Consider the following 23,594-nt stretch of genomic DNA (forward strand, 5'->3'; position numbering starts at 1 on the left):
GTTCTGCCTGACGCCGAAGCCCTAGCGCCGGTTCCGGAAGAGGCTGAGCAGCAGCGGCAGCGCGGCGCGCGGGCGCAGAGCTACCGCCTTCAGGAGCGGCATTGGGTCGAAGTACGACCGCCGCTCGCGAATCAGGTTGTCCTGCAGGATGATTCGGTCAATAACGGTCCACTCGACGGGCTTGCCACCCAGATGGCCGCGCAAGGTCAGCTCGATGAACACGCCGTCGGCGGTCTCGCCCGATCGGTTCAGCTCGCCGGTCAGGTCAGGCACTGCCTTGAACAGCGGTCCGAACAGTTCCCGCAACGCGTTTGGCCCTCGCGCGGGTGGTGCGATGGGTTGAATCAGTTCGGTGTCGGGGTGCATGCGCGGTCCGAAGTGCCGGAAGAAACCGTCGGCGTCGCCGGCACCGAGTTTCCAACCCACGGCGAAGAATTCGACGAACTCGGCGGTGGAAGCCGTGGAAGCGGCGGTCACTGCGCGACCGCCAGGCCGAGCTGCGCCTGCATCGAAACCGCGTCTAGATAGCTGTCTTTTGTTCTGACGCGGCCGTTTTCGACCGTGATCAGGTCGATCACGTCGACCTCGAACTGCGCACCCGTCGCCGCGAGAGTGCCGGTCATCATCCACTCCACCACCCAGAAGTCGCTGCCGGTGATGAGCGAGACCTGTTCGAAGCCGAGATCGGGGAACTGGGCCAAGAGGTCGGCGAACGCTTGACGAACCGCTGCCTTGCCGTGTGCAGGTTCTTGGCCGATGTGAGCGTGAAAGCGGGTGTCGTCGGTGTGCAGGGCAATGATTGCGTCGGGATCGTGGCTGCCCCAGACGTCGGCGTAGCGGTGGAACAGATCGCGCATGACGGCTCCTCTCAGTTACATACGGGTGGTATGCAACTTACGTACCGGCTGTCTGTATGTCAATGGAGGTTACATTCGCCCCCTGGTGCGCCGACTCCTGGCCGTCGGGCTCACCGCGGAGAGCAGGCCGGCAAGTTCCGAGATCGGTATGCGTTCGAGGTTGTTGACGGCCGTGACGATGTCGTCTCGCAACGCGTGGTCAGCGAACGGCTCGGCCAGCCAGTCGAACTTCTCGACCACCCGGTCCCAGGACATCGGTTGAGTCGGCGAACCTTCGAAGTCCGATTGCTCGCGTGACAGTGTCCGCCCATCGTGCGTCTCGACGTGCACGCGGGCAGCGGTCCGTCCGGGATAGGCCGCGGTGAGATCCGGTGCGGGCTTGACGTCAACACGAGACAGCAGGTCCTGCACGTCGCCACGGTTGACGCGCTCGGTTTCGATTTGTTCGGGTCCGACCTGTCCATCGAGCAGTGCGACGGCGGTCAGATATTTCAGGTTGTAGTCGGCCTGCTCCTTGGTCGACGGATGCTCCTTATCGCCGTAGCTGCCGCCACCCGCGAAATCGAAAGCGCCCTGGAACACCTCGAGTGTCGCCGAGGCGACATCGCGGCCGTTGAGTCGGTACTCGTTGCGAATCGCCAGCGTCGCATCGATGATGGCCTGGCCGTGAATCAGTGAGCAGTACTGCTTGAGGTAGGTCTGCCTCACCGCTGTCAAGGATCGATCGGCGGTGCGCATGTCGATACCTTGGTCGAAGAGCAACTCGAGCCCGTTCGGGCCGTCGAAAAGCGCACGGGGACCGGTGATTCCGCGAGCAGCCAGTAGTGTTGTGTACACCGCTCGCATGCCGGTCATCGCCGGCGAGATGCCCTTCCAGTTCGAAACCGGTTCGGCGTGCACTGCGGCCAGCGACACGTTGTCGACTGTTGAGGCGGCGATGGTCGACGCGGTGCGGGCGGCGTCAAGACCGAGGAGCTTTGCCGACCCAGCGGATGACGACATCGCCAGTTGCAGAGCGTGATTCAGCCCGCGGGCCATGACGGGGACCTGAGCGCTGAACCGGCACTGGATCTCATAGGCCACCGCAAGGGCGAGCAGAAAATCCAGACCACTGGCGTCAACGTGCTCGGCCATCGCGAAGATTGCACCGAAATTGTCCGCCGGATGGCAGAGGCCGCCTGGTGTCAGGAATGTGTCCAACAGGTCGGGATAGCGCACCAGCACGGCGTTGAAGAATGCCGCCTGATCGACCGATGCTCGCCCGCCTCCGATGAAGGTCGCGGTGGGGCGGGAACTGAACTTCTCGGCGTGCGCGCGGATCGGACCGATCAGTTCTCCATCGAGTGCACCGATCGCGCAAGCGATGCTGTCGAGCACGTTGCGCTTGAGTAGCCACATGGAATCGGCGTCGATGTCCACCGCAGCCGCCTCAGTCACCCACTGGGCCAGCTCATCCACAATGTGCTTGTCTGTCATGGCTTTTAGTCAACTGTTCGCGGAACAGCGCCGCCACGACCAAATGCTTACCTGTGGTCGGTGGAACTTCGTACCACAGGTCTACGGACCGAGGGTGGTGCGGTGCGGGTCGCCCGCCGGCACCCACCAGTCACCTGCCGGGGCGATGCGCCAGTTTCGGCTTTCAGCGAACGCGATCACGGACTCGACGACGTGCGCGATAGCCGGGCGGTCGTCGTGTGCCCGGTGCAGCAGCGACCACGTCCACAGCGGAACCGGATCGGTCACCTCGCACTGCCCCAGCCGCGGCGGCATTGTCGACGTGTGCCGTTTCGGCGACTCGAGCACAGGCACCCGAAGTCGTCGCACATGCGCGTAGAACGCGTCACCGGTGATGCCGCCATCCTCGACGGGTATGGCGCGCGCGCCCGTGTCGACGGCGAATTGCTGGATGAAGCGGTTCCACGACGACCAAGTCGGGCCGCCTGGATCGGTCAGCACGGTGACGCGCGCAGCAGGCACTTGCATCGCCGAACCGGGTCGTACCGCGTGTAGAGGCTCTGCTCGGACGAGATGAACTGCAAGCCCGCGTGTTTCGGCTTCAATCCGATCGACCCATGCAATCGCGAGATCGAGGCTGCCTTCGGCGACACGGTCGGCCTGGGCATGCGAGGGCAGCACCCACTCATCGACTCGCACCGGGGCCGTCGGTGCCAGCAGAGCAGTGATGTCGTCGGGTAACCAACTGACGTAACCCATCCGAAGCGGTGTCGCCTCGGTTGCTGTGCGACGCAGGCGTTGACGGGCGTCCTCGGCCAGCGCGAGCATTCTGCGCGCATCGTCGAGCAGGGACCGTCCCGCATCGGTCAGCGCAACGCTGCGACGATCGCGGACGAACAACTCGGCCCCGAGCTCGCGTTCCAGCGCGATTATCTGCTGCGACAACGCGGGACCTGAGATGTGCAGCCGTTCCGCGGCTCTGCCGTAGTGCAATTCCTCGGCGACGGCGACGAAGTAGCGCAGCTGCCGCAGTTCCATGGACCGAGCTTAAGTCGGGGCTGACCTGCGATGCGAAGAACTGCCTACCAGTCGTGGCTGAGAAGTCGTGGACTCTCAGCGGGCTTCGGCGGTTTGCTCGGTGCATGCGTTTGCCAGCCATTCCACCCGACCGTCTCAGCGATGAGCAGCGCCTGCTCTACGACGACATGGCCGCTGTAATCGAGGCGAACTTCGGTGAGCTGATCGCGCGACGCCGAGACGGCGCGCTGATCGGTCCCTTCAATGGTTGGCTACATTTTCCGTCGTTTGGACGGCATGCGTGGGCGTTCAACAGATCGTTGTGGGAGCACTCCGTGCTACCTGCAGATATCCATCAGTTGGTCATTCTCGTGACGGCCGCGAAGTTCGGTGCCCATTTCGAGATGCACGGACACGAGTACTTCGCGCGGCGGGCCGGACTGTCCGAGCACACAATCGCAACGGTTGCTGCCGGCGAGCGGCCCGGTACCTTGAGGCGCGCTGAAGCGGTCGCATATGACATGGCAGCGGCTCTCAATCGAGGCGGGTTGTTGCCGGAGACCACATACCGTGCGGTGGTCTCTGAGTTCGGTGAGGGGGGCGCCGCCGAAATCGTGTTCCTCGTCGGATGTTTCTCGATGGTGGCGGTCACGCTGAACGCGTTCGACGAATCGGTCTGGCATTGAATTTCATGGTCCTGCGGGTTGATCGGCCGACCGGGAAGCTAGCTGAATGTGGTCTGCGCGCATGCGGACGGCGTGGTCAGGTTCACCCCGCCGTAGACCACCTGGATCTGTGAGCACGCGATGAAGTCGGCCTGCGTATTCGGTTGACCCGTACGCCAATCCGTTGGCACGGACTCGCCGTCAATCGTGTAGCGCTCGATCGGTCCGCCGCCGAAGGTGGTGATGGAGATCTCGACGTCGTCGAGCGACTTGTAGAGCTTCGACAGCACGTTGTCGTGATTTTGGCCCTTGTTGTCGCGGGGCATGCCGGACGGCGCGCTGTAGGTGGCCTCCTGCCAGACGCTGCGTGACGAGCTACGCAGTGTGATGGTCTGCCGTGACCACGCGTCGCCGGGGAATCCCGTCGGGCCATCCGGGGTCAGCAGGTTCGCCGTCGTGCTGAACGTGCATCGGCCGGCCGTGCAGTCGGCATTGACGTGCATCTCGATCTGGGTCGCGGGATCGACCGGAATCGAGGTGACGGCGGAGTTGGCCGCGGCCGTCGCGGACGCGGGCGAGACGAGCACCGCGGTTGCCAGTGCTGCCGCACTCGCTGCTGTGAGCCGGTTCATCGTCAGCAAGGTATCCGTTCGTCTACTCGTCGTAGGTGACTTCGACGGAATCCGACCGCGGACGGGCCTGGCAGCCCAGGATCAACCCCTCGTCCAGATCCTGTTGCTCGAGCACGTCGTTGACTTCCATCTCGACCTCGCCGCTCTTCTTCAGCACCGCGCACGCGCCGCAGTGGCCCTCACGACAGGAGAACGGCGCATCGAGACCCTTGTCCAACAGCACGTCGAGCAGCTTGGCGTTGCGCGGCCACCGCACCTCGTGCCGTTCCCCGTCGAGCGTGACGATCGCGGTCGCGGGGCCCTCGTCGCTGTCGTCCTCCTCGATCACAACAGCTGCGAACGGATCGGACTCCAACGACTTGAACACCTCGATGTGGATGGTGTCGGCGGGCGCTCCGGAGTTCTTCAGCGCTTCTTCGGCAGCGGCCATGAACGGGCCCGGCCCGCAGATGTAGGCGTCGCGGCCGATATACGGACCCGCCAACGCGGCCAGCGCCGCCGCGTTCGGCAAGCCCTGCACCGACACCAACCAGTGCACGACCGTGAGCCGGTCGGGATACTTCGCCGACAGCTCACGCAGCGCGCCCGCGAAGATCACCGAGTTCTCGTCCTCGTTGGCGTAGATCAGCAGCACCTTGCCGCTGCCCTCGGCGAGGGCGGACTTGCAGATCGCCAGCATCGGGGTGATGCCGCTGCCTGCAGCCAACAACAGGAAGTCCTGGTCGAGTGTTTTCGGCACGAACGTGCCCGACGGTGCCAGCACGTGGATCTTCATCCCGGCATGTGCGTTGTCGCAGAGCCAGTTCGACGCGTATCCGTCGGAGGTGCGCTTGACCGTGACCGTCATCGGGTCGCCGGTGAACGGCGAACTGCACAGCGAGTAGCAGCGCGCCACCGATCCGGTGCGCTCGCTCGGCACCCGCAACGTCAGGAATTGTCCCGGTGAATAGCGGAGCCGGTCCGCCGGAATGTCGGCTCCGTCGGGCACCACGAACACCAGCGATCGCGCGTCGGAAGTCTCCTCGACGACCTCGGCGACTTGCAGCTCGAGCACGTGGCTACCGAGCGGCTCGTCAGTCACTTGCGCACCCTTCTTGTGAGCGATAACTAGAACAGGTTACAGAAATGCATGTGCCCAGGTCCAGCCGCTGCAGGAATACCCTGCTCGACACAAATCGTAACGTGTTCTAATCTCAGTTGAAGTCCGTACCGTCGGGAGGCAAATCCAGTGACGTCCATTGAACAGGGTGACGTGCAGTCGGTCCTAGCCGGCATTGACGACCTGTTGCCGCTGATCGCCAAGCGCGCTCAGGCCACCGAAGACTTGCGACGGCTGCCCGACGAGACCGTGGCCGAACTCGACGAGGTCGGTTTTTTCAAGCTGCTGCAGCCCGAGCAGTGGGGCGGTCTGCAGTGTGACCCGACGGTGTTCTACGAAGCGGTGCGCCGCATCGCCACGGCCTGCGGTTCGACCGGCTGGGTCAGCTCGATCATCGGTGTGCACAACTGGCACCTGGCGCTGTTCGACCAGCAAGCCCAGGAAGAGGTGTGGGGCGACGATCCGTCGGTGCGCATCTCCTCGTCGTATGCGCCGATGGGTGCGGGTACCGTCGTCGACGGCGGTTACCTGGTAAACGGCTCGTGGAACTGGTCGTCTGGATGTGACCACGCCACGTGGGCGTTCCTCGGCGGCCCGGTCATCAAGGACGGCAGGCCCGTCGACTTCGGCAGCTTCCTGATTCCGCGCACCGAATACCGCATCGACGACGTCTGGCATGTGGTCGGGCTGCGGGGCACCGGCAGCAACACCATCGTGGTCAAGGACGTGTTCGTGCCGCGGCACCGGTTCCTGTCCTACAAGTCGATGAACGACCGTACGGCGGGCGGTCTGCAGACCAACACCGCGCCGGTGTACAAGATGCCGTGGGGCACAGTGCATCCGACGACTATCTCGGCTCCGATCGTCGGCATGGCCTACGGCGCCTACGACGCTCACGTCGAGCATCAGGGCAAGCGGGTGCGCGCGGCGTTCGCTGGTGAGAAGGCCAAGGACGACCCGTTCGCGAAGGTGCGCATCGCCGAAGCGGCCAGCGACATCGACGCCGCGTGGCGTCAGCTGATCGGCAATGTCGGCGACGAGTACGCACTGCTGAAGGCGGACAAGGAGATTCCGTTCGAGCTGCGCGCCCGCGCCCGCCGCGACCAAGTGCGCGCCACCGGTCGTGCCATCGCGTCGATCGACCGGCTGTTCGAGGCGTCCGGCGCCACCGCATTGAACAACGACGCTCCGGTGCAGCGTTTCTGGCGCGACGCACACGCCGGCCGGGTGCACGCCGCCAACGATCCCGAGCGCGCGTACCTGATCTTCGGCAACAACGAGTTCGGCCTGCCCCCGCAGGACACGATGGTCTGATGACGTCGTTCGCCGCCGAAACCGCTCAACAGCAAGAGCTCACCTTCGAGTCGACGTCCCGCTATGCACAGGTGCGCGAGGACATGCGGCTGCACTATCACGAAGCCGGCGTTGGCAGCGGCCCGACGATCGTGCTGCTGCACGGCGGCGGGCCCGGCGCGTCGAGTTGGTCCAACTTCGGCCGCAACATCGGCGTGCTGGCGCGGCACTTTCATGTGCTCGCGGTCGACCAGCCGGGTTACGGTCATTCCGACAAGCACACCGAGCACGAGCAGTACAACCGCTACAGCGCCACCGCCCTGCTCAACCTGTTCGACCATCTCGGCATCGAACGTGCTGCGCTGGTTGGCAATTCGCTGGGCGGCGGCACGGCGGTCCGATTCGCGCTCGACAACCCCGACCGTGCGGGCCGGCTGGTGCTGATGGGCCCCGGCGGGCTGTCGGTGAACCTGTTCGCACCCGACCCCACCGAAGGCGTCAAGCTGCTCGGCAAATTCTCCTACGAGCCGACCCGGGAGAACCTAGAGGCGTTCCTGCGCATCATGGTGTACGACCAGAAGCTGATCACGCCGGAGTTGATCGACGAACGCTTCGCCATCGCCAGCACGCCTGAGTCGCTGGCCGCAACTCGGGCGATGGGAAAGTCGTTCGCGGGCCCCGACTTCGAACTCGGCATGATGTGGCGCGAGGTGTACAAGCTGCGCCAACGGGTACTTCTGATCTGGGGTCGGGAGGACCGCGTCAACCCGCTCGACGGCGCACTGGTGGCACTCAAGCAGATTCCGCGAGTGCAACTGCACGTGTTCGGGCAGTGCGGGCACTGGGCCCAGTTGGAGAAGTTCGACGAGTTCAACAAGCTGACCATCGATTTCTTGGGAGGCCAGTGATGAGCATCCGGTCGTTGGGTTATCTGCGGATCGAGTCGACCGATGTCGCGGCCTGGCGGGAGTACGGGCTGAAGGTCCTCGGCATGGTCGAGGGCAAGGGGGCCACCGAAGGTGTGCTGTACCTGCGGATGGACGAGTTCCCCGCACGGCTGGTGATCGTCCCCGGCGAGAATGACCGACTGCTCGAGTCCGGCTGGGAATGCGCGAACGCCGAAGGGCTGCAGGACATCCGCAACCGGCTTGACCTGGAGGGCACTCCGTACAAGGAGGCCACCGCAGCGGAACTGGCCGACCGCCGCGTCGACGAGATGATCCGCTTCCAGGATCCGTCGGGCAACTGCCTGGAGGTGTTCCACGGCGCCGCGCTAGAGCACCGGCGGGTGGTCAGTCCCTACGGGCACAAGTTCGTCACCGAGGAACAGGGTCTCGGGCACGTGGTGCTCACCACCAGAGACGACATCGAGTCGCTGCACTTCTACCGCGACGTGTTGGGCTTCCGCCTTCGTGACTCCATGCGACTGCCACCGCAACTGGTTGGCAGGCCCGCCGACGGGCCGCCCGCGTGGTTGCGGTTCTTCGGCGTCAACCCGCGCCATCACAGCCTGGCGTTCATGCCGGGTGAAACCCCAAGCGGGATCGTGCATCTCATGGTCGAGGTGGAGAGCGCCGACGACGTCGGGCTGTGCCTTGACCGCGCGCTGCGCCGCAAGGTGCCGATGTCGGCCACCCTCGGCAGGCATGTCAACGACAAGATGCTGTCCTTCTACATGAAGACTCCCGGCGGCTTCGACATCGAATTCGGTTGCGAGGGACTCGAAGTCGAAGACGACGCCTGGGTTGCCCGGGAGAGCACCGCGGTCAGCCTTTGGGGTCACGACTTCAGCGTCGGCTTCAAGTAGTGACCAGGGAGCCACTGGATCCGCGCACATTCCGCAATGTGCTCGGTCAGTTCTGCACGGGTATCACGGTGATCACCACCTTGCACGACGGTGCGCCGATCGGCTTCGCTTGTCAGTCGTTCGCCGCGCTGTCGTTGGATCCGCCGCTGGTGTTGTTCTGCCCCACCAAGGTTTCCCGGTCATGGCAGGCCATCGAGGCCAGCGGGCACTTCTGTGTCAACGTTCTGCACGAGAAGCAGAAGGACGTCTCGGCACGATTCGGCTCCAGGGAGTCGGACAAGTTCGCCGGACTCGATTGGCATCCGTCGAAACTCGGCTCGCCGATCATCGAAGGAACGTTGGCGCACATCGACTGCACCGTGCATTCGGTGCACGACGGTGGCGACCACTACGTGGTGTTCGGCGCGGTGCATTCGTTGTCCGATGTGCCGCACAAGAAACCGAGGCCGCTGCTGTTCTACCGCGGCGAGTACACCGGTATCGAGCCGGACAAGAACACTCCCGCGCAGTGGCGTGACGACCTCGAGGCGTTCCTCACCGCCACCACCGACGACACCTGGCTCTAGATACAGCCCGCCGCACACGGATCAGCCGCCGGCAGAGAATCGGGCGGCGGCGCGTTCGGGTCGACGGGCTGCTGCTGGGTCAGGTCGACGTCGCCCTCCAGGTCGGGGGCGATCGGCAGGAACTTGCAGAAATAGTTGATCGCGAACTCGCACGGGTTGTCACCGGGATCGGCGTGCGCGGGCGCTGCGAACAAAGCGGCCGCCGCCATCGCGACCGCCACCCCGAACGCCTTCTTCAGCACGAGGCCACCCTACTTTGGATCGCTGCGACGCGGGCGGAGTCGACGCCCCGCGGTTCGTCCAGTCCCAGCCGCGCGTCCAGATCCCACAGCACACATTCCTCGCCCGGCCGCGCCACCAGCGTCCACGCCATGACGGTCCTGCCGAGTTGTTCGTCGATCGGGTCGACAGTCGCGGACGGCGGTGCGCCACCGTCGGGACGATGGTGCAGGAATCTGCCGTAGGCGGCTTCGCAGAACGCCGAATAGCGTGCCGTGCAGAGATTCAGCCCGTGCCACGCCTCGTCGACGGCGCGCGACGGCATGCCGATCACCTGGTTGTCCCACAGTGCGGGTGCGCAGCAGCGCAGCCACTGCCGCAGTCCGGTTGCGACGAGTTCGCGGGGTTCCCACGGGCAGGTCTTGAAGACGGCCAGGGGTAGCTCGAGAGTGTCCACTGCGGTGGCCATCCGCGCGAAGCGATCCCCACGCTTGAGCTTCACGTTTTCACTGTATGCGGGCCGGCCAACCGACGTAACCTTTGCCCGTGAGCACCATAGTGCTGATCGTCATCGCGTTTGTCGTGGTCGACATGATTGCGCTTGGCTTCGTGGTGTGGTGGCGGATCTTCCGGCGGCCACGCAATCAACCGCGATCCGGCCAGGGAAGCGGCTTCGATCTCTAGAGGATCGCTACCGCCACCACCAAGCCGAACGCGAACTGTGCGGCCGCCACCATCAGGATCGGGTGGCGGAACTCGTCGGCATGCAGGTTCGCCGACATGTCGACGCCCAAAACCATTGTCGCAACCCGCATCATCACCACTTGCGCGGCGATGCCGATGAGGCCGAACACCGCGGTGGAGATCAACCCCTCCGCCAGCTTGCCGCCGGACCCGTAGATCGCGACAACCACGATGAACGCCATGCTGATGATGCCTGCCGCCGAGATGATCACGGCATTCGGCTTGCCCTGCTTGACCATCTGGCGCAGGGGGCCGGGGGTGGCCAGGTCGATCGCGTAGAAGCCGATCACCATCAACACCAGCCCGACCGCGGCGTACAGCCACATCGCACCGACACCCCTGCCGACGGTGTTCCAGAACTCCGACTCGAGCGCCAGCACGGTGGTCGTCATGATCAGCTTCCTTTGGTCAACGGAATTCGGTGTGGGACAAAGGCGGCACGGTCGTCGGTCACCAGGCCGCCGGCTTCGCGGATGCCCAATCCCGCAGAGGAATCACCGACCAGCCAGGCCCCCATGGAGGGTCGCACGTCGTCGAAAAGCGGGAGTGGGTCGAACAGTTGGTAGACGTAACCCTCTTCGCCGTAGATGCCGCCGGTGGCCAATTCGACACCGGGTCCGACGATCGTGATGTTGCCGCCTTCGCGCCCCAGCTTGGGTTTGCGGACGTACTCGGTGAGCTCGTGGGGTTCGTCGAGATACGCGGGCAGCAAGTTCGGATGTCCGGGATACATCTCCCACAGCACCGCCAGGATCGCCTTGTTGGACAGCAGCGTCTTCCACAACGGTTCGATCCACATCGTCTTCGGCAGGCTGGAGGTGACGTGCCTGCCGAACTCGTCGTCGAGCACCCACTCCCAGGGGTAGAGCTTGAACATCGCGTCGATGGGCGCCTCTTCCAGGTCGACGAAGCGCTCGAGCGCGGTGTCCCAACCGACGTCCTCGATCTCCAGCGCGATCGTCTCGAACCCGGCTTCGGCTGCCGTCTCCTGCATGTAGGTCGTGGTGATCTGGTCCTCGCCGGTCTGCTCGGCGCCCGACCAGGAGAAGTGCAGTTCGTTGCTCGGCAACGACTCTCGCACGACTTTCCACCGGTCCACGAGCTGCTCGTGCAACGAGTTCCACTGGTCGAAATCGGGGAACTTGTCCTGCAGCCAATGCCACTGCAGCACAGAAGATTCCAGCAACGTCGTCGGGGTATCGGCGTTGTACTCCAACAGTTTGGCCGGTGAGCCACCGTCGTACCGCAGGTCGAACCGCCCGTAGACATACGGGTCGGAACGCCGCCACGATTCGGCGATCGGCTGCCAACTCCATTCCGGCAGACCGAAATCCGCGTACCGCTCCATCAGCACGACCTGCTCGACCGCGTTCAAACACATGGAATGGAGTAGTTCGACGTCAGCCTCCAGCGCCAGCACTTCGTCCATCTCGAACTCGTAGAACACCGACTCGTCCCAGTAGACGCGGTCCGCGCCCGACGGGTCGAGCGCGGGAGTGCCGAACACGAGTCCCTGTGCTTCCACGATCGACTGCCAATTCGGCCGTCGTTCTGTTCTCAGGCGTTTCACTCGCTGCTCAGCCGCCGCCGCTGCCCGAGAACTTGGTGCCGAGACCGCCGCGTTGGATGGTGGTGCCCGACGACGTCTTGACGGTGGTGTCCTTGGGCATGACCGTCGTGCCGCCCACGGGACGTGATCCGACGGTCCCGCTGCTGCCGTAGTAGTACCGGTACTGGTGACCGCTGTAGATGAACAGGCCGCCGGAACCGCCCGAGTGGCCGCTGCAGTAGCTGTCAGGCACGACGATGGGGCCGCCGGAGCCGTCCTCCTGCACGCACTGCGCATTGACGGTGCGTGGCGACAATGCCCAATAGCCCAGCGCCGCAACAACACCCACCACACCGACGACAGCGGCGCCGCCGATCAACCGTCTGTTGCGGTGATACCGCCTGACGTTGGCCTCGAACCGCGCGCGCTCAGCAGCTTTGCGTTCACGTTCGGCTTTTTCTCGGGCGCGCGTCTCGCCGACGGTCGGTGGTCTCGGGCGGGTGGTCGCGGGATCTTGAAACCGCATGCTGCCACCGGACGGCTTGTCCGCCTTGTCAGCCGGCGCGCGCGTTTCGTCGTCCGACGGACCGCCTCGCTGCGGTGGATCTTCCTCGGGCCCCACTCATCGCTCCTCGTCACGATCTGGCAGGCAGTCTGCCACAGCAAACGCCGAGGAGCCACGACTATTGACGTAGACCGGCCCGCGCTTCGATGAAGTCGATGACCGTCGCCGCGACCTCGCGATGGACGGTCTCGTTGAGGATGTCGTGCGCGCCGGGGAACTCGACCAACTGCAACGACTCGATCTCCTCGGCGTAGGCGCGCACACCGTCTACCGGTGCGATCGGGTCGTTGGCGCCGTGCACGGCGAGCGTCGGCACCGCGAGCTTCGGCAGATCGCCGCCGAACCGGTCCCAGGCCTTGTCGAGTTCGCGCGCCAACGGTTTCCCGTCGGCGTCGACGAAGGCCAGCGGGTCGTTCTCCAGCGAATCGAGGTAGAACGGATCGCCCGACAGCCAGCCGGGATCCAGATCGAACGACGTATCGGCGTCGAGCATTTCGGGGATCGGAATCAGCGGGGCACCCGATATGACTCCCGCCTGGTAACGGTCGGCGTGGTCCAGCAGGCGAAACAGTGTGACAACCGCGCCGAAGGAATGGCCTTGCGCGATCAGCGGCAGCCCGGGGCCGTCCCGCTCGGCCAGTTCGGTCAGGGTGTCGGCGAGCGCGGCGCTGTCCTCGATCGATCCGAAGTCACCGCGCGGGCCCGGGCTCAGACCGTGGCCGAACTGGTCCACCGCCCAGAAGTCGATGCCAGCCGCGTTGAGCGCGAAGGCGTACCGGTGGTAGACGCCGGTGTGCTCGCCGAAACCGTGCAGTAAGACGACGGCCGCCCGCGGTTCCGCGGCCGCCCAGTGCCGGTAGTAGGCGCGGCCCTTTGGGTGATCGATGAACGGCATGTCACGACGTTAACGCCGACCCAACAGCACGTCGCGCTGTTCGTCCACCCGCTCGCGGATCGCGTCGACGACGGCGGCGACCTCCGGTCTGCGCAGCGTCTCGCCACGGGTGACAAGCCAGTACGTCAACCGGATGGCCACCTTGTCAGGTAATACCCGCACTAGATCGTCATGACGGTCGGCCATGAAGCACGGCAGCAGGCCGATGCCTGCGTGCGCCCGGGTCGCCTCCACATGCACGAAAACGTTGGTGGACGTCACTGATTCACGCATCGCAGGCGCGAAGCTCGTGGCGATGTCCAGGTCGTCGACCTGCAGCATCGAGTCGATGAAGTAGACCAACGGGAAGCGCGCGAGGTCTGCGACGCTCGTCGGCGTCCCATGTTCGGCGAGGTAGTCGCGTGAGCCGTAGAGCCCGAGGCAGTAGTCGCCGAGCCGAATCGCCTTGGCGCGATGAACCTTTGGCTCCCCGACCACCACTTCGACATCGAGCCCGGACCGCTGCTGAGTGGCGCGCCGGGTGGTCGCCACGATCTCCACCGCCACCTTGGGATGTGTGCGCTGCACCTGCGCGGCGGCAGGCGCGGCAATGTACGCGCTGAATCCGTCGGTCGCCGATATCCGCACGACGCCTTCGAGCGCACGCACGCCGCCGGTGTCGACGGTCAGCGAGCGGACCGCCGACTCGACGGTTTCGGCGGCGGACAGCGCCGCGCGGCCGAGGTCGGTGAGCTCCCAACCGCCGCCGACACGCGCGAGCACCCGGCCCCCGATCGACTGTTCGAGCGCGGCGATGCGCCGCGAGATCGTGGTGTGGTTGAGCCCGAGTTCCTCGGCCGCAGTGCTGTAGCGCCCGGACCGGCCGACGGCGAGCAGCACCAACAGATCGTCGGCGCTGGGGCGGCGGCCCGACGAGGCCGGCGGCGCATCAACCATATGTGCATTTTTGCAGATATGTCGTGCAGATTTGCCCATTGCACGTGCGGTTAAGTGCATGAATACTCGCACACAGATTTGTGCCGGCCATCACATCTCAGGCAGGAGTGTGCGATGCGTGACCAGGAACCTCGGACGGTCCCGACCGGGCTGAAGCGCGTAGTCGCCGCTTCGATGGCCGGCACCGTCGTCGAGTGGTACGAGTTCTTCCTGTACGGCACCGCAGCCACGCTGGTGTTCGGCAAGATCTTCTTCGCTAAGGGCAGCAGCGACCTCGACGCGATCATCGCGGCACTGCTGACCTATGCGGTCGGTTTCCTGGCGCGGCCGCTGGGCGGCGTGGTGTTCGGGCACTTCGGGGACAAGTACGGCCGCAAGAAGCTGCTGCAGTTCAGCCTGCTGTTGGTCGGCGCGGTGACGGTGCTGATGGGATGCCTGCCGACGTTCGCCCAGGTCGGCTACTGGGCGCCGGTGCTGTTGGTGACGCTGCGGTTCCTGCAGGGCTTCGCCGTCGGCGGCGAATGGGGAGGCGCGGTGCTTCTGGTCGCCGAGCACAGTCCCGACCGCAGCCGCGCGTTCTGGGCCAGTTGGCCGCAGGCCGCCGTCCCGGTCGGCAACATGCTCGCGACCGTCGTGTTGTTGGTGTTGAACGGCACCCTGTCGGATGCGGCGTTCCTGTCCTGGGGATGGCGGGTGGCGTTCTGGTTGTCGGCGGTGGTGGTGCTGATCGGCTACTACATCCGCACCAAGGTCACCGACGCGCCGATCTTCCTCGAGGCCCAACGCGAGGTCGAACGGGTCAAGGCCGTCTCGTTCGGAGTTGTCGAGGTGCTGAAGCGTTATCCCCGTGGGGTTTTCACGGCGATGGGCCTGCGACTGGCCGAGAACATCATGTACTACCTGGTGGTCACCTTCTCGATCGTCTATCTCAAGGAGCAGGTGCACGCCAACACCTCCGACATTCTGTGGTACCTGCTGGCCGCGCATGCGGTGCATTTCGTCGTGATCCCATTCGTCGGCAGGCTGTCCGACCAGTACGGCAGGCGACCCGTGTACTTCGTCGGTGCGGTGCTGGCGGGCACCTGGGGGTTCTTCGCGTTCCCGATGATGAACTCCGCCAACTACCTGTTGATCATGAGCGCCGTCATCATCGGCCTGGTCATCCACGCGCTCATGTACGCCCCGCAACCGGCCATCATGGCCGAGATGTTCCCCACCCGGATGCGGTATTCCGGTGTGTCCCTTGGCTATCAGGTCACGTCGATCTTCGCGGGCTCGTTGGCCCCTTCGATCGCGGCGGCTCTGCTCAAGGCATACGACTCGTCGGTCCCGATCGCGTTGTACTTGGCCATCGCGGCCGCCATCACGCTTGTCGCGGTGTACTTCACCCGTGAGACGAAGGGCATCGACCTCGCCACCGTCGACCAGGCCGACCGCGAACAACTGGCCAAGGCGGGCGTCGTATGACGGACCTGCATGGTCGCACCGCCCTGGTCACCGGCGGGGCGAGCGGGATCGGCGCGGCGTGTGCCAGGGAACTGGCCGCCCGCGGAGCCACCGTGACGGTCGCCGACGTCGACGAGGCGGGCGCCAAAGATCTGGCCCAGGACATCGGTGGGCAAGGCTGGGCGGTGGACCTGCTCGACGTCTCCTCGTTGGAGACGCTGAAACTCGAGACCGACATCCTGGTGAACAACGCCGGGGTGCAGAGCATCAACTCGATCGTCGACTTCGAGCCCGAACGGTTCCGGACGCTGCTGACGCTGATGGTGGAGGCGCCGTTCCTGCTGATTCGTGCGGCCCTTCCGCACATGTACCGGCAGAAGTTCGGCCGCATCGTTAACATTTCATCGGTGCACGGCATCCGCGCTTCGGAGTACAAGGTGGCCTACGTCACCGCCAAACATGCGCTCGAGGGGCTGTCCAAGGTGACGGCGCTCGAGGGCGGCCCATACGACGTGACCAGTAACTGCGTGAATCCCGGTTATGTGCGCACCCCGCTGGTCACCAAGCAGATCGCCGATCAGGCGCGCACCCACGGCATCCCCGAGGATCAGGTGGTAGCCGAAATCCTGCTCAAGGAGAGCGCGATCAAACGTCTGGTGGAGCCGGAAGAGGTTGCCTCCCTTGTCGGTTGGCTTGCGTCCCCGGCAGCCGGAATGGTGACCGGCGCGTCATACACGATGGACGGCGGATGGAGCGCCCGGTGACCGACGCTGTCGACATTCCGCAGTGGCAGCCGACGCAACGCGATATCGCCGACGCACGCGTCACCGAGTTCGCGCGGTTCGTCGAGCAGCGCACCGGCGCAGTCCTGCCCGACTACCAGTCGCTGTGGCAGTGGTCGGTCGATGACCCTGCCGCCTTCTGGGGCGCGCTGTGGGAATTCTTCGGCCTTGGCGATGCGCCGCAGTGTGTGCTCGAAAGCGCCGAGATGCCGGGTGCCCGCTGGTTTCCCGGCGTCCGGCTGAATTACGTCGACCAGATCATCCGCAACGCGCGCACCGACCGGCCCGCCATCCTGCACGTGACCGAGGACGGCGGCGTCGCGGAGTTGTCGTGGCGCGAACTGCTCGGCCGCACTGCGGCATTCGCGAAAACCCTGCGCTCCCATGGCGTCACGACGGGCGACCGCGTGGTCGGCTACCTGCCGAATATCCCCGAGGCCGTCATCGCGTTCCTGGCGACGGCCAGCATCGGTGCCATCTGGAGCGCCTGCGGGCAGGACTACTCGGCCAAGGCCGCGCTGGACCGACTCGGCCAACTGGAGCCGGTGGTGCTGGTCACCGGCGAGGAGTACACCTACGGCGGGAAGACCCACGACAAACGCGCCGACGTCGCGGCGCTGCAGGCCGGCCTCCCGACCCTGCGTGCCACCGTGCTCACATCCGACCTCGCCGAAAAGGCCGAGCCCGACGAACTGACCACGGTGCCGGTGGAGTTCGACCATCCGTTGTGGATTCTGTTCTCCTCGGGCACGACGGGCCTGCCGAAGGGCATCATGCACGGGCATGGCGGGGTTGTCCTCGAACACCTGAAAGCCATTGCCCTGCAGTCGGATATCGGCGCCGACGACACGTTCTTCTGGTACACCAGCCCGAGCTGGATGATGTGGAATTTCCAGGTCGCCGGGTTGCTGGTCGGCGCGACGATCGTCTGCTACGCGGGCAGCCCGAACCACCCCAAGCCGGATGCATTGTGGGACATCGCTGCTCGCGTCGGTGCCACGGTGCTCGGCACCAGCCCTGGCTATGTGCTCGGGTGCGCAAAGGCGGGTGCGGTGCCGCGCGCCGAGCATGATCTTTCGAAGCTGCGGACTGTCGGCATCACAGGGTCGTCGCTGCCGCCGTCGTCGTCGTTGTGGTTGCGCGACAACGTCGGTGAGCACGTCCAAGTGGCCTCGATCAGCGGCGGCACGGATGTGGTGTCGGCGTTCATCGGCGGTGTCCGCACGGTGCCGGTGTGGCCGGGTGAACTGTCGGCGCCATACCTCGGCGTTGCGCTCGACGCGTGGGACGAGTCCGGTAAGCCGGTGCGGGGTGAGGTCGGTGAACTGGTCATCACCAAACCGATGCCGTCGATGCCGGTGGCCTTTTGGAATGATGCCGACGGATCACGTTATCGCAGTGCGTATTTCGAAATGTTTCCCGGCGTGTGGCGACACGGCGACTGGATCACGATCACCGGCCACGGCAGCATCATCGTGCACGGCCGGTCGGATTCGACGCTGAACCGGCACGGCATCCGGATGGGCAGCGCCGACATCTACCAGGCCGTCGAGCGGTTACCGGAGATCGCCGAGGCACTGGTCATCGGCGCCGAGCAACCCGACGGCGGTTATTGGATGCCGTTGTTCGTCGTGCTCGTCGACGACGCGGAACTGACCGACGAACTGCGTGACCGGATCAAGCGCACCATCCGCGACGAAGTGTCGCCGCGTCACGTGCCCGACGAGATCATCGCCGCGCCGGGTGTCCCGCACACCCGCACCGGCAAGAAACTCGAGGTGCCGATCAAGAAGCTGTTCCAGGGCGCTGACCCGGCGCGGGTAGTTGAGAAGAGCGCCGTCGACGACCCGGCACTGCTCGACTGGTACGCGAGCCTGAAGCGCTGACCTGTGGATGGTTTTCGGCGCATGTTGCCTGTTGCCTCATGTCAAGATGCGCGCGGAGGGGTATTCGTTGCCTCACGTAATTGTGCGCGCTTGTTGGTTGGTGGGTGGGCTGCGGGTCTGGCTTTGCTGGCGGCAAGGGCGGTGAGTTGGGCGGTCAGGGCTTGGACATGGCGTTGAGTGGCGGCGGGATTGATCAGCGAGTAGGTCCGGGTCATTGCGACGATGTGCTCGATGGTCATGGTCGGGTGGTCGATCGCGCGGTGGAACGGGGTGGCCGCCGCTTTGTCGTGTTTCTTGGACACCTTGGCGCCGTCGCGGATCTTGTAGATCAGTTTCTGCTGAGGGTAGAAATAGTTGGTCAGCTTGGACTGCAACTGCCAGATTTCGTTGAGTAGCAACAGTTCTGAGGCGGTGTCGTAGCGGTGGTAGCCGACCACGGTGCGTACGACCGTCCAGTTCTTCTGTTCGACGTGACAACCGTCGTTCTTGTTGCTCGGTCATGCGCGGGTGAAGGTGATCTGGCGGCCCTGGCACTATCTCAGCAGGTGGTCATCGATGAATTCTGATCCGTTGTCGGAGTCCACGCCCAGGATCGGGAACGGCATTTTGCGGGCGATGTCGTGCGGCCAGCGCGCATTCCGCGGGTGGCTTGATCGCCCCGCGAGCCCACGTTCTTCTGGTGTCGTGCTGCTATGAGCGGCTAGAAGGAATACCTGCGAGGCGCTTTCGCTTGAAGACCACTAGCTGCGGAGAAGTAGCCAACGCACGAGAGAAGAAGAGGCGCATGACATCGACTGAGATCCTCACGCCAGAATCAACTACGACGCGGATTTTCCGCGACGAGTACAAATACGCGATGGCTCGCCGAATCGGCGATCTCATCATCCTGTCCGGCCAGACCGGCCACAACGCCGACATGTCGCTCTCGCCCGAGGTCGGCGTGCAGGTGAACATCGCGTTCGACAACATTGGTGCAGTGCTCACCGCCGCGGAGGTTGGCTGGGATGACGTCGACCTGATCAGGTCCTACCACGTGGTTCCGGCTGGCGAGAACACCATACCGGAGGAATCGTTCAACGCCGTCCACGAGCTCCTCTCGGAAAAGATGCCGAATCACCTGCCCGCGTGGAGCGCGATCGGCGTAGCCGGCCTCGGAGCACCCGGCATGCTCATTGAGGTCGAAGTGGTCGCGCACGCCTGACCTACGCTCCAGGGTGCGGCTCGGACGAGCCGCGATGATACGAATGACGCTCGCCCAAAACTACGAACCACCACCATTCTGACAGCGGTTAACTGAGCCAGAATCCGATGCGGCGCAACGCTTCTTCGATGTCGCCGGTCGGTCCTGCGAACGACAGTCGCACGAAGGATCCGCCGCGCGCCGGGTCGAAGTCGATGCCCGGCGCGATGGCAACTCCGGTGTCGTTCAACAACTTCGAGCAGAACGACAGCGAATCGGTGGTCAGATGCGACACGTCGGCGTACACGTAGAACGCACCATCGGTGGGTGCCAGCCGGTCGATGCCGATCGAGCGGAGCCCGTCGAGCAGCAGTCGGCGATTGGCCGCATAGTGGTGCAGCAGTGCGTCCGCCTCCGCGATCGATTCGGGCGTGAACGCCGCCACTGCGGCGTACTGCGGCAGCACCGGTGGGCAGATGGTGAAGTTGCCGGTGAGGCAGTCCACCGCCCGGAGCAGTTCCTGCGGCACCAGCAGCCAGCCCAGCCGCCACCCGGTCATCGCGAAGTACTTCGAAAAGCTGTTGACCACCACGGCATCTCGCGATGTCTGCCACGCGCAGCTGGTCTCGGGCGCGCCCTCGTACACCAGCCCGTGGTAGACCTCGTCGCTGATCAACCGCACGCCCGTGGATTCACACCAGGACGCGATCGCCGCGAGTTCGTCCGGCGGAATCACCGTGCCGGTCGGGTTGGCGGGGCTCGCTACGATCACACCCTGCACCGGTGGATCCAGTTCGGCGAGCATCTGCGCTGTCGGCTGGAACCTCGTCTCGCGTCCGCACGGGATCTCGACGACCTCGCATCCCAGCGCGGACAGGATGTTGCGGTAGCAGGGGTAGCCGGGGCTTGCGATGGCGACCCGGTCGCCGACGTCGAAACACGCCAGAAAGGCCAGCAGGAACCCGCCGCTGGAGCCCGTCGTCACCACGACGTCGGCGGGGTCGACGTGCAGCCCGTGCCGGTCGTGATACGCGCGGGCGATCGAGGCGCGCAGTTCGGGAATGCCCAACGCCACCGAGTAGCCGAGCGGACCGCTGTCCAAGGCCTGCTTGGCGGCCTCCCGTACGGCGGTCGGCGCGCCTGCGCTGGGCTGACCGGCCGACAGGTTGACCAGGTCGCCGTGCGAACGTTGGCGCTCGGCGGCGGCCAGCCACACGTCCATTACGTAGAACGGCGGAATTCCGGCTCGCAACGAGGCGCTCATGTGAGCGAGGATAGTGGGACCATGCAGCGGCACGACGAGCACTTCGCGATCAACAAAGCCTGGTGGAACGAGCGTGCGCCCGCGCACGCGGCCTCGGAGTTCTACGCGGTGTCACAGCTGATCGAGGAGCGGACTCGGCTGTCCGACGTCGTCCGGTTCGACGTTCCCCGCCTCGGTGACATCAAGGGACAGCGGGGGATCCACCTGCAATGTCACATCGGTACCGACACCGTCTCGCTGCATCGCCTTGGCGCCGAGATGACGGGGCTTGATTTCTCGTCGGAATCGTTGGCGATCGCCCGGCGAATTGCCGCCGACGCCGGCGCCGACGTCACCTTCGTCGAGTCCGACGTCTACAGCGCTGCTTCCGCCGTCGCTGGTGGATTCGACTTCGTTTTCACCGGAATCGGTGCCCTGTGCTGGCTACCCGATGTCGGGCGCTGGGCAAGGACCGTCGCCGAATTGCTGCGCCCGGGTGGCAGGCTCTTCCTGCGCGAGGGGCACCCCATTCTGCTGGCCTTCGACGAACAGCAAACCGACGAATGGGTGCTCCGCTACTCGTATTTCGAGCGGCCGGAACCGGAAACCTTCGACGCGCCAGGAACATACGCCGACGCCGAAGCCGAGTTCGGTCACAACCGGGCCAGCGACTGGAGCCACGGAATCGGAGACGTCATCACCGCCGTTCTCGATGCCGGTTTGGAGCTCACCATGTTCGTCGAACACGACTCCGTGCCATGGGAAGCCCTTCCCGGCCGGATGTGGAGCGATGACGGTGAATGGCGCCTCATCGAGCACCCCGAGCGGCTCCCGCTGAGCTACACGTTGCAGGCCATCAAGCGCTAAAACACCTCGGATTCGAGCCGCCGCAGGTGTTCTCGCGGCGGACCGAGCAGCTGTGCGCTGCCGTGCGCCCGCTTGAAGTAGAGCTGGATGTCGTGCTCCCAGGTGATCGCGATGCCGCCGTGCATCTGCACCGCTTCGGCGGCCACCTTCGAAAACGCCTCGCTCGCCGACACCCGCGCCAGTGCCGCCGACGTCGGTGACGGCGCGGCGATCGCATCGTTGACGACCGCACGCGCGGACTGCACGGCCACATACAGGTCGGCCATCCGGTGCTTGAGCGCCTGGAAACTGCCGATCGGACGGCCGAACTGAACGCGGTTCTTGCTGTATTCGACGGTCAGGTCCAGACATTTGGCGGCGGCGCCGATCTGCTCGGCGGCCAGCAGAATCGCGGCGGTGTCGGCCAACCCGGGGTCCGTTCCGATGCCGGTCGTCTCTGAGGGTTCGACCCGCGCGAGGCGACGCGTCGGATCCATCGACTCGACACGCTGAGCGGTGAAGCTCGTCCAGCGCGTCAGGGTGGCGCCGTCGGCCGCCACCACCACGTCCGCGACGTCGCCGTTGACCACGTAGTCCGGATCGAACACGACCGTCCCGATCGAGGCGCCCTCGGCCAGCCGCTCCAACGTGTCCGTGTCGGGTTCGTCGACGGCCAGCAACGCGAGCTCGGCGAGCGTGGTGGCAAGCAGCGGCGTCGGTACCAGCGCCTTGCCGAGTTCCTCGAGCACCACCGCGGCATCGGCAAGCTCGCCGCCGGCGCCGCCCAGTTCCTCGGGAACCACCAGCGCGGCAGCACCGACCTGCTCGCACAACAACTTCCACAGCGACTCGTCATAGCCGCGTTCGGAGACCATCGCTTCGCGCACGGCCGGCGGGGATGCGTGCTTGTCGACCAGCGACGCGACGGTCCCGCGCAGCAGTTCGCGTTCCTCACTCATCAGAGGGCCTCCAGAAGTCTCCGCCGATGCACTGTCGGATCGCCCCACGCCGAGCGCAACGCCTGCACCCGCAGCAGCCACAGCGACAGGTCGTGCTCCTGGGTGAATCCGATTGCGCCGTGAGTTTGTAGCGCCGAGCGGGCCGCCAGCAGGCCCGCGTCGGACGCGGCCACCTTGGCGGCGCTGACGTCACGCGCGGTGTCGGCCGAGTCGTCGCCCAGCGACAGCGCCGCGCCGTACACCAACGGCCGCGCCAGCTCCAGCGCGATGTGCACGTCGGCCAGCTTGTGTTTGATCGCCTGGTAGGTCCCGATCGGCTTGCCGAATTGGCTTCGCTGCTTGGCGTATTCGACCGAGGCGTCGAGCAGCGCCTGGCCGGCGCCGACCAGTTGCGCGGCGGTGGCGAGCACGCCGAACTCGTAGGCCCGAGCCACATCGGCCGCCCACCGGTCACCGGCACCGATGACGTCGAACAGCTTTCGGCTCGGGTCGACGGACTCCTGTTGCGCTGTCGCGACGCCACCGCGCACTTCACCGTCGTCGGCCACCAGGATCAGACCCGCCGAGTCCGCATCCACCGCACGCGGCACTTGCGGCGGCAGCGCGACTGTTGCGATCACCTCACCAGCGGCCAGCGCGCTCGACCGTTCGTCGTCGGCGAGCAGAACCGGCGCCACCGCAATGGATTCCGCGACGGGCCCCGGCACACACCAATGACCCAAGCGTTCCATCGCAACCACCAGGTCGACGGGGTGAGCCTCGATGCCGTCGTGCTTCTCGGGCACCGCCAGCGCCGTGACGCCGAGGTCGGCCAGTTGTGCCCACACCTTTCGGCCCGGGGCGGTGTCGCCTGCGGCCCATGCCCGCACGGCGGCAGGCAGGTCGGCGGCGCCCAATGCGGCGTCGATGCTCGCCGCGAAATCGCGTTGCTGGTCGTCAAGATCGAATCTCAT

General features: G+C 65.3%; 27 protein-coding genes and 1 pseudogene. 11 read left to right on the forward strand and 17 right to left on the reverse strand.

Annotated features, from left to right (window positions below; genetic code table 11):
• Positions 1-21 precede the first annotated feature (21 nt).
• The 4 genes from C1A30_RS29040 to C1A30_RS29055 form a co-directional block, all read right to left on the reverse strand.
• A complete protein-coding gene (locus tag C1A30_RS29040) occupies positions 22-477 on the reverse strand; it encodes a nuclear transport factor 2 family protein (protein WP_101951686.1) in 456 nt (151 codons plus the stop codon).
• A complete protein-coding gene (locus C1A30_RS29045; RefSeq protein WP_101951687.1) occupies positions 474-857 on the reverse strand; it encodes a nuclear transport factor 2 family protein in 384 nt (127 codons plus the stop codon). Before C1A30_RS29045 ends, C1A30_RS29040 begins: the two co-directional genes overlap by 4 nt.
• A gap of 69 nt (positions 858-926) precedes the next feature.
• On the reverse strand, positions 927-2,333 hold the full coding sequence (locus tag C1A30_RS29050; RefSeq protein ID WP_235010243.1) for an MmgE/PrpD family protein: 1,407 nt from the start codon (positions 2,331-2,333) through the stop codon (positions 927-929).
• Between the two features lie 81 nt (positions 2,334-2,414).
• Positions 2,415-3,350 (reverse strand): LysR family transcriptional regulator, encoded by a 936-nt coding sequence (locus C1A30_RS29055; protein ID WP_101951688.1) that lies wholly within the window; start codon positions 3,348-3,350, stop codon positions 2,415-2,417.
• Between the two features lie 104 nt (positions 3,351-3,454).
• On the opposite strand from C1A30_RS29055, the gene C1A30_RS29060 reads away from it, so the two are divergent.
• On the forward strand, positions 3,455-4,015 hold the full coding sequence (locus tag C1A30_RS29060) for a carboxymuconolactone decarboxylase family protein (protein WP_101951689.1): 561 nt from the start codon (positions 3,455-3,457) through the stop codon (positions 4,013-4,015).
• Between the two features lie 38 nt (positions 4,016-4,053).
• Here the strand turns inward: C1A30_RS29060 and C1A30_RS29065 are convergent, their stop codons facing one another.
• Positions 4,054-4,626 carry a hypothetical protein gene (locus C1A30_RS29065; RefSeq protein ID WP_101951690.1) on the reverse strand — a complete coding sequence of 191 codons (573 nt, stop codon included), beginning with the start codon at positions 4,624-4,626 and terminating at the stop codon, positions 4,054-4,056.
• Positions 4,627-4,648: 22 nt separating this feature from the next.
• Entirely contained in the window at positions 4,649-5,707 is a 1,059-nt protein-coding gene (locus C1A30_RS29070) for a ferredoxin--NADP reductase (RefSeq protein ID WP_101951691.1), read from the reverse strand.
• Positions 5,708-5,854: 147 nt separating this feature from the next.
• Between C1A30_RS29070 and hsaA the strand changes: the two genes are divergently transcribed.
• The 4 genes from hsaA to hsaB are packed head-to-tail and all read left to right on the forward strand — an operon-like array spanning position 5,855 to position 9,391.
• Entirely contained in the window at positions 5,855-7,039 is a 1,185-nt protein-coding gene (gene hsaA, locus C1A30_RS29075) for a 3-hydroxy-9,10-secoandrosta-1,3,5(10)-triene-9,17-dione monooxygenase oxygenase subunit (protein WP_101951692.1), read from the forward strand.
• Positions 7,039-7,926 (forward strand): 4,5:9,10-diseco-3-hydroxy-5,9,17-trioxoandrosta-1(10),2-diene-4-oate hydrolase, encoded by an 888-nt coding sequence (hsaD, locus tag C1A30_RS29080; RefSeq protein ID WP_101951693.1) that lies wholly within the window; start codon positions 7,039-7,041, stop codon positions 7,924-7,926. Before hsaA ends, hsaD begins: the two co-directional genes overlap by 1 nt.
• Positions 7,926-8,825 (forward strand): iron-dependent extradiol dioxygenase HsaC, encoded by a 900-nt coding sequence (gene hsaC / locus C1A30_RS29085; RefSeq protein ID WP_101951694.1) that lies wholly within the window; start codon positions 7,926-7,928, stop codon positions 8,823-8,825. Before hsaD ends, hsaC begins: the two co-directional genes overlap by 1 nt.
• A complete protein-coding gene (gene hsaB / locus C1A30_RS29090) occupies positions 8,825-9,391 on the forward strand; it encodes a 3-hydroxy-9,10-secoandrosta-1,3,5(10)-triene-9,17-dione monooxygenase reductase subunit (protein ID WP_101951695.1) in 567 nt (188 codons plus the stop codon). Before hsaC ends, hsaB begins: the two co-directional genes overlap by 1 nt.
• On the opposite strand, the gene C1A30_RS29095 is transcribed toward hsaB, so the two are convergent.
• Both C1A30_RS29095 and C1A30_RS29100 read right to left on the reverse strand, forming a co-directional pair.
• Complete coding sequence (locus C1A30_RS29095; protein ID WP_235010244.1) at positions 9,388-9,633, reverse strand: fibronectin-binding protein; 246 nt, start codon at positions 9,631-9,633, stop codon at positions 9,388-9,390. The genes hsaB and C1A30_RS29095 overlap by 4 nt on opposite strands.
• The gene (locus C1A30_RS29100) at positions 9,627-10,079 is read right to left on the reverse strand and encodes a hypothetical protein (protein ID WP_101952956.1); all 453 of its coding nucleotides are present in this window, start codon (positions 10,077-10,079) and stop codon (positions 9,627-9,629) included. Before C1A30_RS29100 ends, C1A30_RS29095 begins: the two co-directional genes overlap by 7 nt.
• Before the next feature lie 77 nt (positions 10,080-10,156).
• Here C1A30_RS29100 and C1A30_RS35695 point away from each other — a divergent pair, with 77 nt between their 5' ends.
• Positions 10,157-10,294, forward strand: a complete 138-nt coding sequence (locus tag C1A30_RS35695; protein WP_160112807.1) for a hypothetical protein — start codon at positions 10,157-10,159, stop codon at positions 10,292-10,294.
• On the opposite strand, the gene C1A30_RS29105 is transcribed toward C1A30_RS35695, so the two are convergent.
• The 5 genes from C1A30_RS29105 to C1A30_RS29125 form a co-directional block, all read right to left on the reverse strand.
• Positions 10,291-10,746, reverse strand: a complete 456-nt coding sequence (locus C1A30_RS29105; protein ID WP_101951696.1) for a DUF350 domain-containing protein — start codon at positions 10,744-10,746, stop codon at positions 10,291-10,293. The two genes, C1A30_RS35695 and C1A30_RS29105, sit on opposite strands and share 4 nt — an antisense overlap.
• Before the next feature lie 2 nt (positions 10,747-10,748).
• Positions 10,749-11,915, reverse strand: a complete 1,167-nt coding sequence (locus C1A30_RS29110; RefSeq protein WP_369974216.1) for a glutathionylspermidine synthase family protein — start codon at positions 11,913-11,915, stop codon at positions 10,749-10,751.
• A 16-nt stretch (positions 11,916-11,931) separates the two neighbouring features.
• Entirely contained in the window at positions 11,932-12,525 is a 594-nt protein-coding gene (locus tag C1A30_RS29115; RefSeq protein ID WP_200828459.1) for a hypothetical protein, read from the reverse strand.
• A gap of 61 nt (positions 12,526-12,586) precedes the next feature.
• Positions 12,587-13,363, reverse strand: coding sequence for an alpha/beta fold hydrolase (locus tag C1A30_RS29120; RefSeq protein ID WP_101951698.1), 777 nt, complete (start codon positions 13,361-13,363; stop codon positions 12,587-12,589).
• Positions 13,364-13,372: 9 nt separating this feature from the next.
• Positions 13,373-14,299 (reverse strand): LysR family transcriptional regulator, encoded by a 927-nt coding sequence (locus C1A30_RS29125; RefSeq protein WP_101951699.1) that lies wholly within the window; start codon positions 14,297-14,299, stop codon positions 13,373-13,375.
• A 114-nt stretch (positions 14,300-14,413) separates the two neighbouring features.
• Here C1A30_RS29125 and C1A30_RS29130 point away from each other — a divergent pair, with 114 nt between their 5' ends.
• From C1A30_RS29130 to C1A30_RS29140, 3 genes are read left to right on the forward strand one after another with little or no spacing between them, the layout of a single operon-like run.
• On the forward strand, positions 14,414-15,766 hold the full coding sequence (locus tag C1A30_RS29130) for an MFS transporter (RefSeq protein WP_101951700.1): 1,353 nt from the start codon (positions 14,414-14,416) through the stop codon (positions 15,764-15,766).
• Complete coding sequence (locus tag C1A30_RS29135) at positions 15,763-16,509, forward strand: 3-hydroxybutyrate dehydrogenase (protein ID WP_101951701.1); 747 nt, start codon at positions 15,763-15,765, stop codon at positions 16,507-16,509. Before C1A30_RS29130 ends, C1A30_RS29135 begins: the two co-directional genes overlap by 4 nt.
• Complete coding sequence (locus C1A30_RS29140) at positions 16,494-18,413, forward strand: acetoacetate--CoA ligase (RefSeq protein ID WP_101951702.1); 1,920 nt, start codon at positions 16,494-16,496, stop codon at positions 18,411-18,413. The genes C1A30_RS29135 and C1A30_RS29140 overlap by 16 nt, the downstream gene beginning before the upstream one ends.
• 41 nt (positions 18,414-18,454) lie before the next feature.
• Here the strand turns inward: C1A30_RS29140 and C1A30_RS29145 are convergent.
• A pseudogene (locus C1A30_RS29145) lies at positions 18,455-19,036 on the reverse strand (transposase); the annotation flags it as partial.
• A gap of 161 nt (positions 19,037-19,197) precedes the next feature.
• On the opposite strand from C1A30_RS29145, the gene C1A30_RS29150 reads away from it, so the two are divergent.
• Positions 19,198-19,614 carry a Rid family hydrolase gene (locus C1A30_RS29150; RefSeq protein ID WP_101951703.1) on the forward strand — a complete coding sequence of 139 codons (417 nt, stop codon included), beginning with the start codon at positions 19,198-19,200 and terminating at the stop codon, positions 19,612-19,614.
• An 88-nt stretch (positions 19,615-19,702) separates the two neighbouring features.
• On the opposite strand, the gene C1A30_RS29155 is transcribed toward C1A30_RS29150, so the two are convergent.
• Positions 19,703-20,857 carry a pyridoxal phosphate-dependent aminotransferase gene (locus tag C1A30_RS29155; RefSeq protein ID WP_101951704.1) on the reverse strand — a complete coding sequence of 385 codons (1,155 nt, stop codon included), beginning with the start codon at positions 20,855-20,857 and terminating at the stop codon, positions 19,703-19,705.
• On the opposite strand from C1A30_RS29155, the gene C1A30_RS29160 reads away from it, so the two are divergent.
• Positions 20,858-21,703 carry a bifunctional 2-polyprenyl-6-hydroxyphenol methylase/3-demethylubiquinol 3-O-methyltransferase UbiG gene (locus tag C1A30_RS29160; RefSeq protein ID WP_235010245.1) on the forward strand — a complete coding sequence of 282 codons (846 nt, stop codon included), beginning with the start codon at positions 20,858-20,860 and terminating at the stop codon, positions 21,701-21,703. It abuts the gene before it with no gap.
• Here the strand turns inward: C1A30_RS29160 and C1A30_RS29165 are convergent.
• Together C1A30_RS29165 and C1A30_RS29170 are read right to left on the reverse strand one after the other, a co-directional pair.
• Complete coding sequence (locus tag C1A30_RS29165; RefSeq protein WP_101951706.1) at positions 21,700-22,641, reverse strand: acyl-CoA dehydrogenase family protein; 942 nt, start codon at positions 22,639-22,641, stop codon at positions 21,700-21,702. The two genes, C1A30_RS29160 and C1A30_RS29165, sit on opposite strands and share 4 nt — an antisense overlap.
• The gene (locus C1A30_RS29170) at positions 22,641-23,594 is read right to left on the reverse strand and encodes an acyl-CoA dehydrogenase family protein (protein WP_101951707.1); all 954 of its coding nucleotides are present in this window, start codon (positions 23,592-23,594) and stop codon (positions 22,641-22,643) included. The genes C1A30_RS29165 and C1A30_RS29170 overlap by 1 nt, the downstream gene beginning before the upstream one ends.

Origin of the sequence: Mycobacterium sp. 3519A, from assembly GCF_900240945.1 — a bacterium.
Classification (GTDB): Bacteria; Actinomycetota; Actinomycetes; order Mycobacteriales; family Mycobacteriaceae; genus Mycobacterium.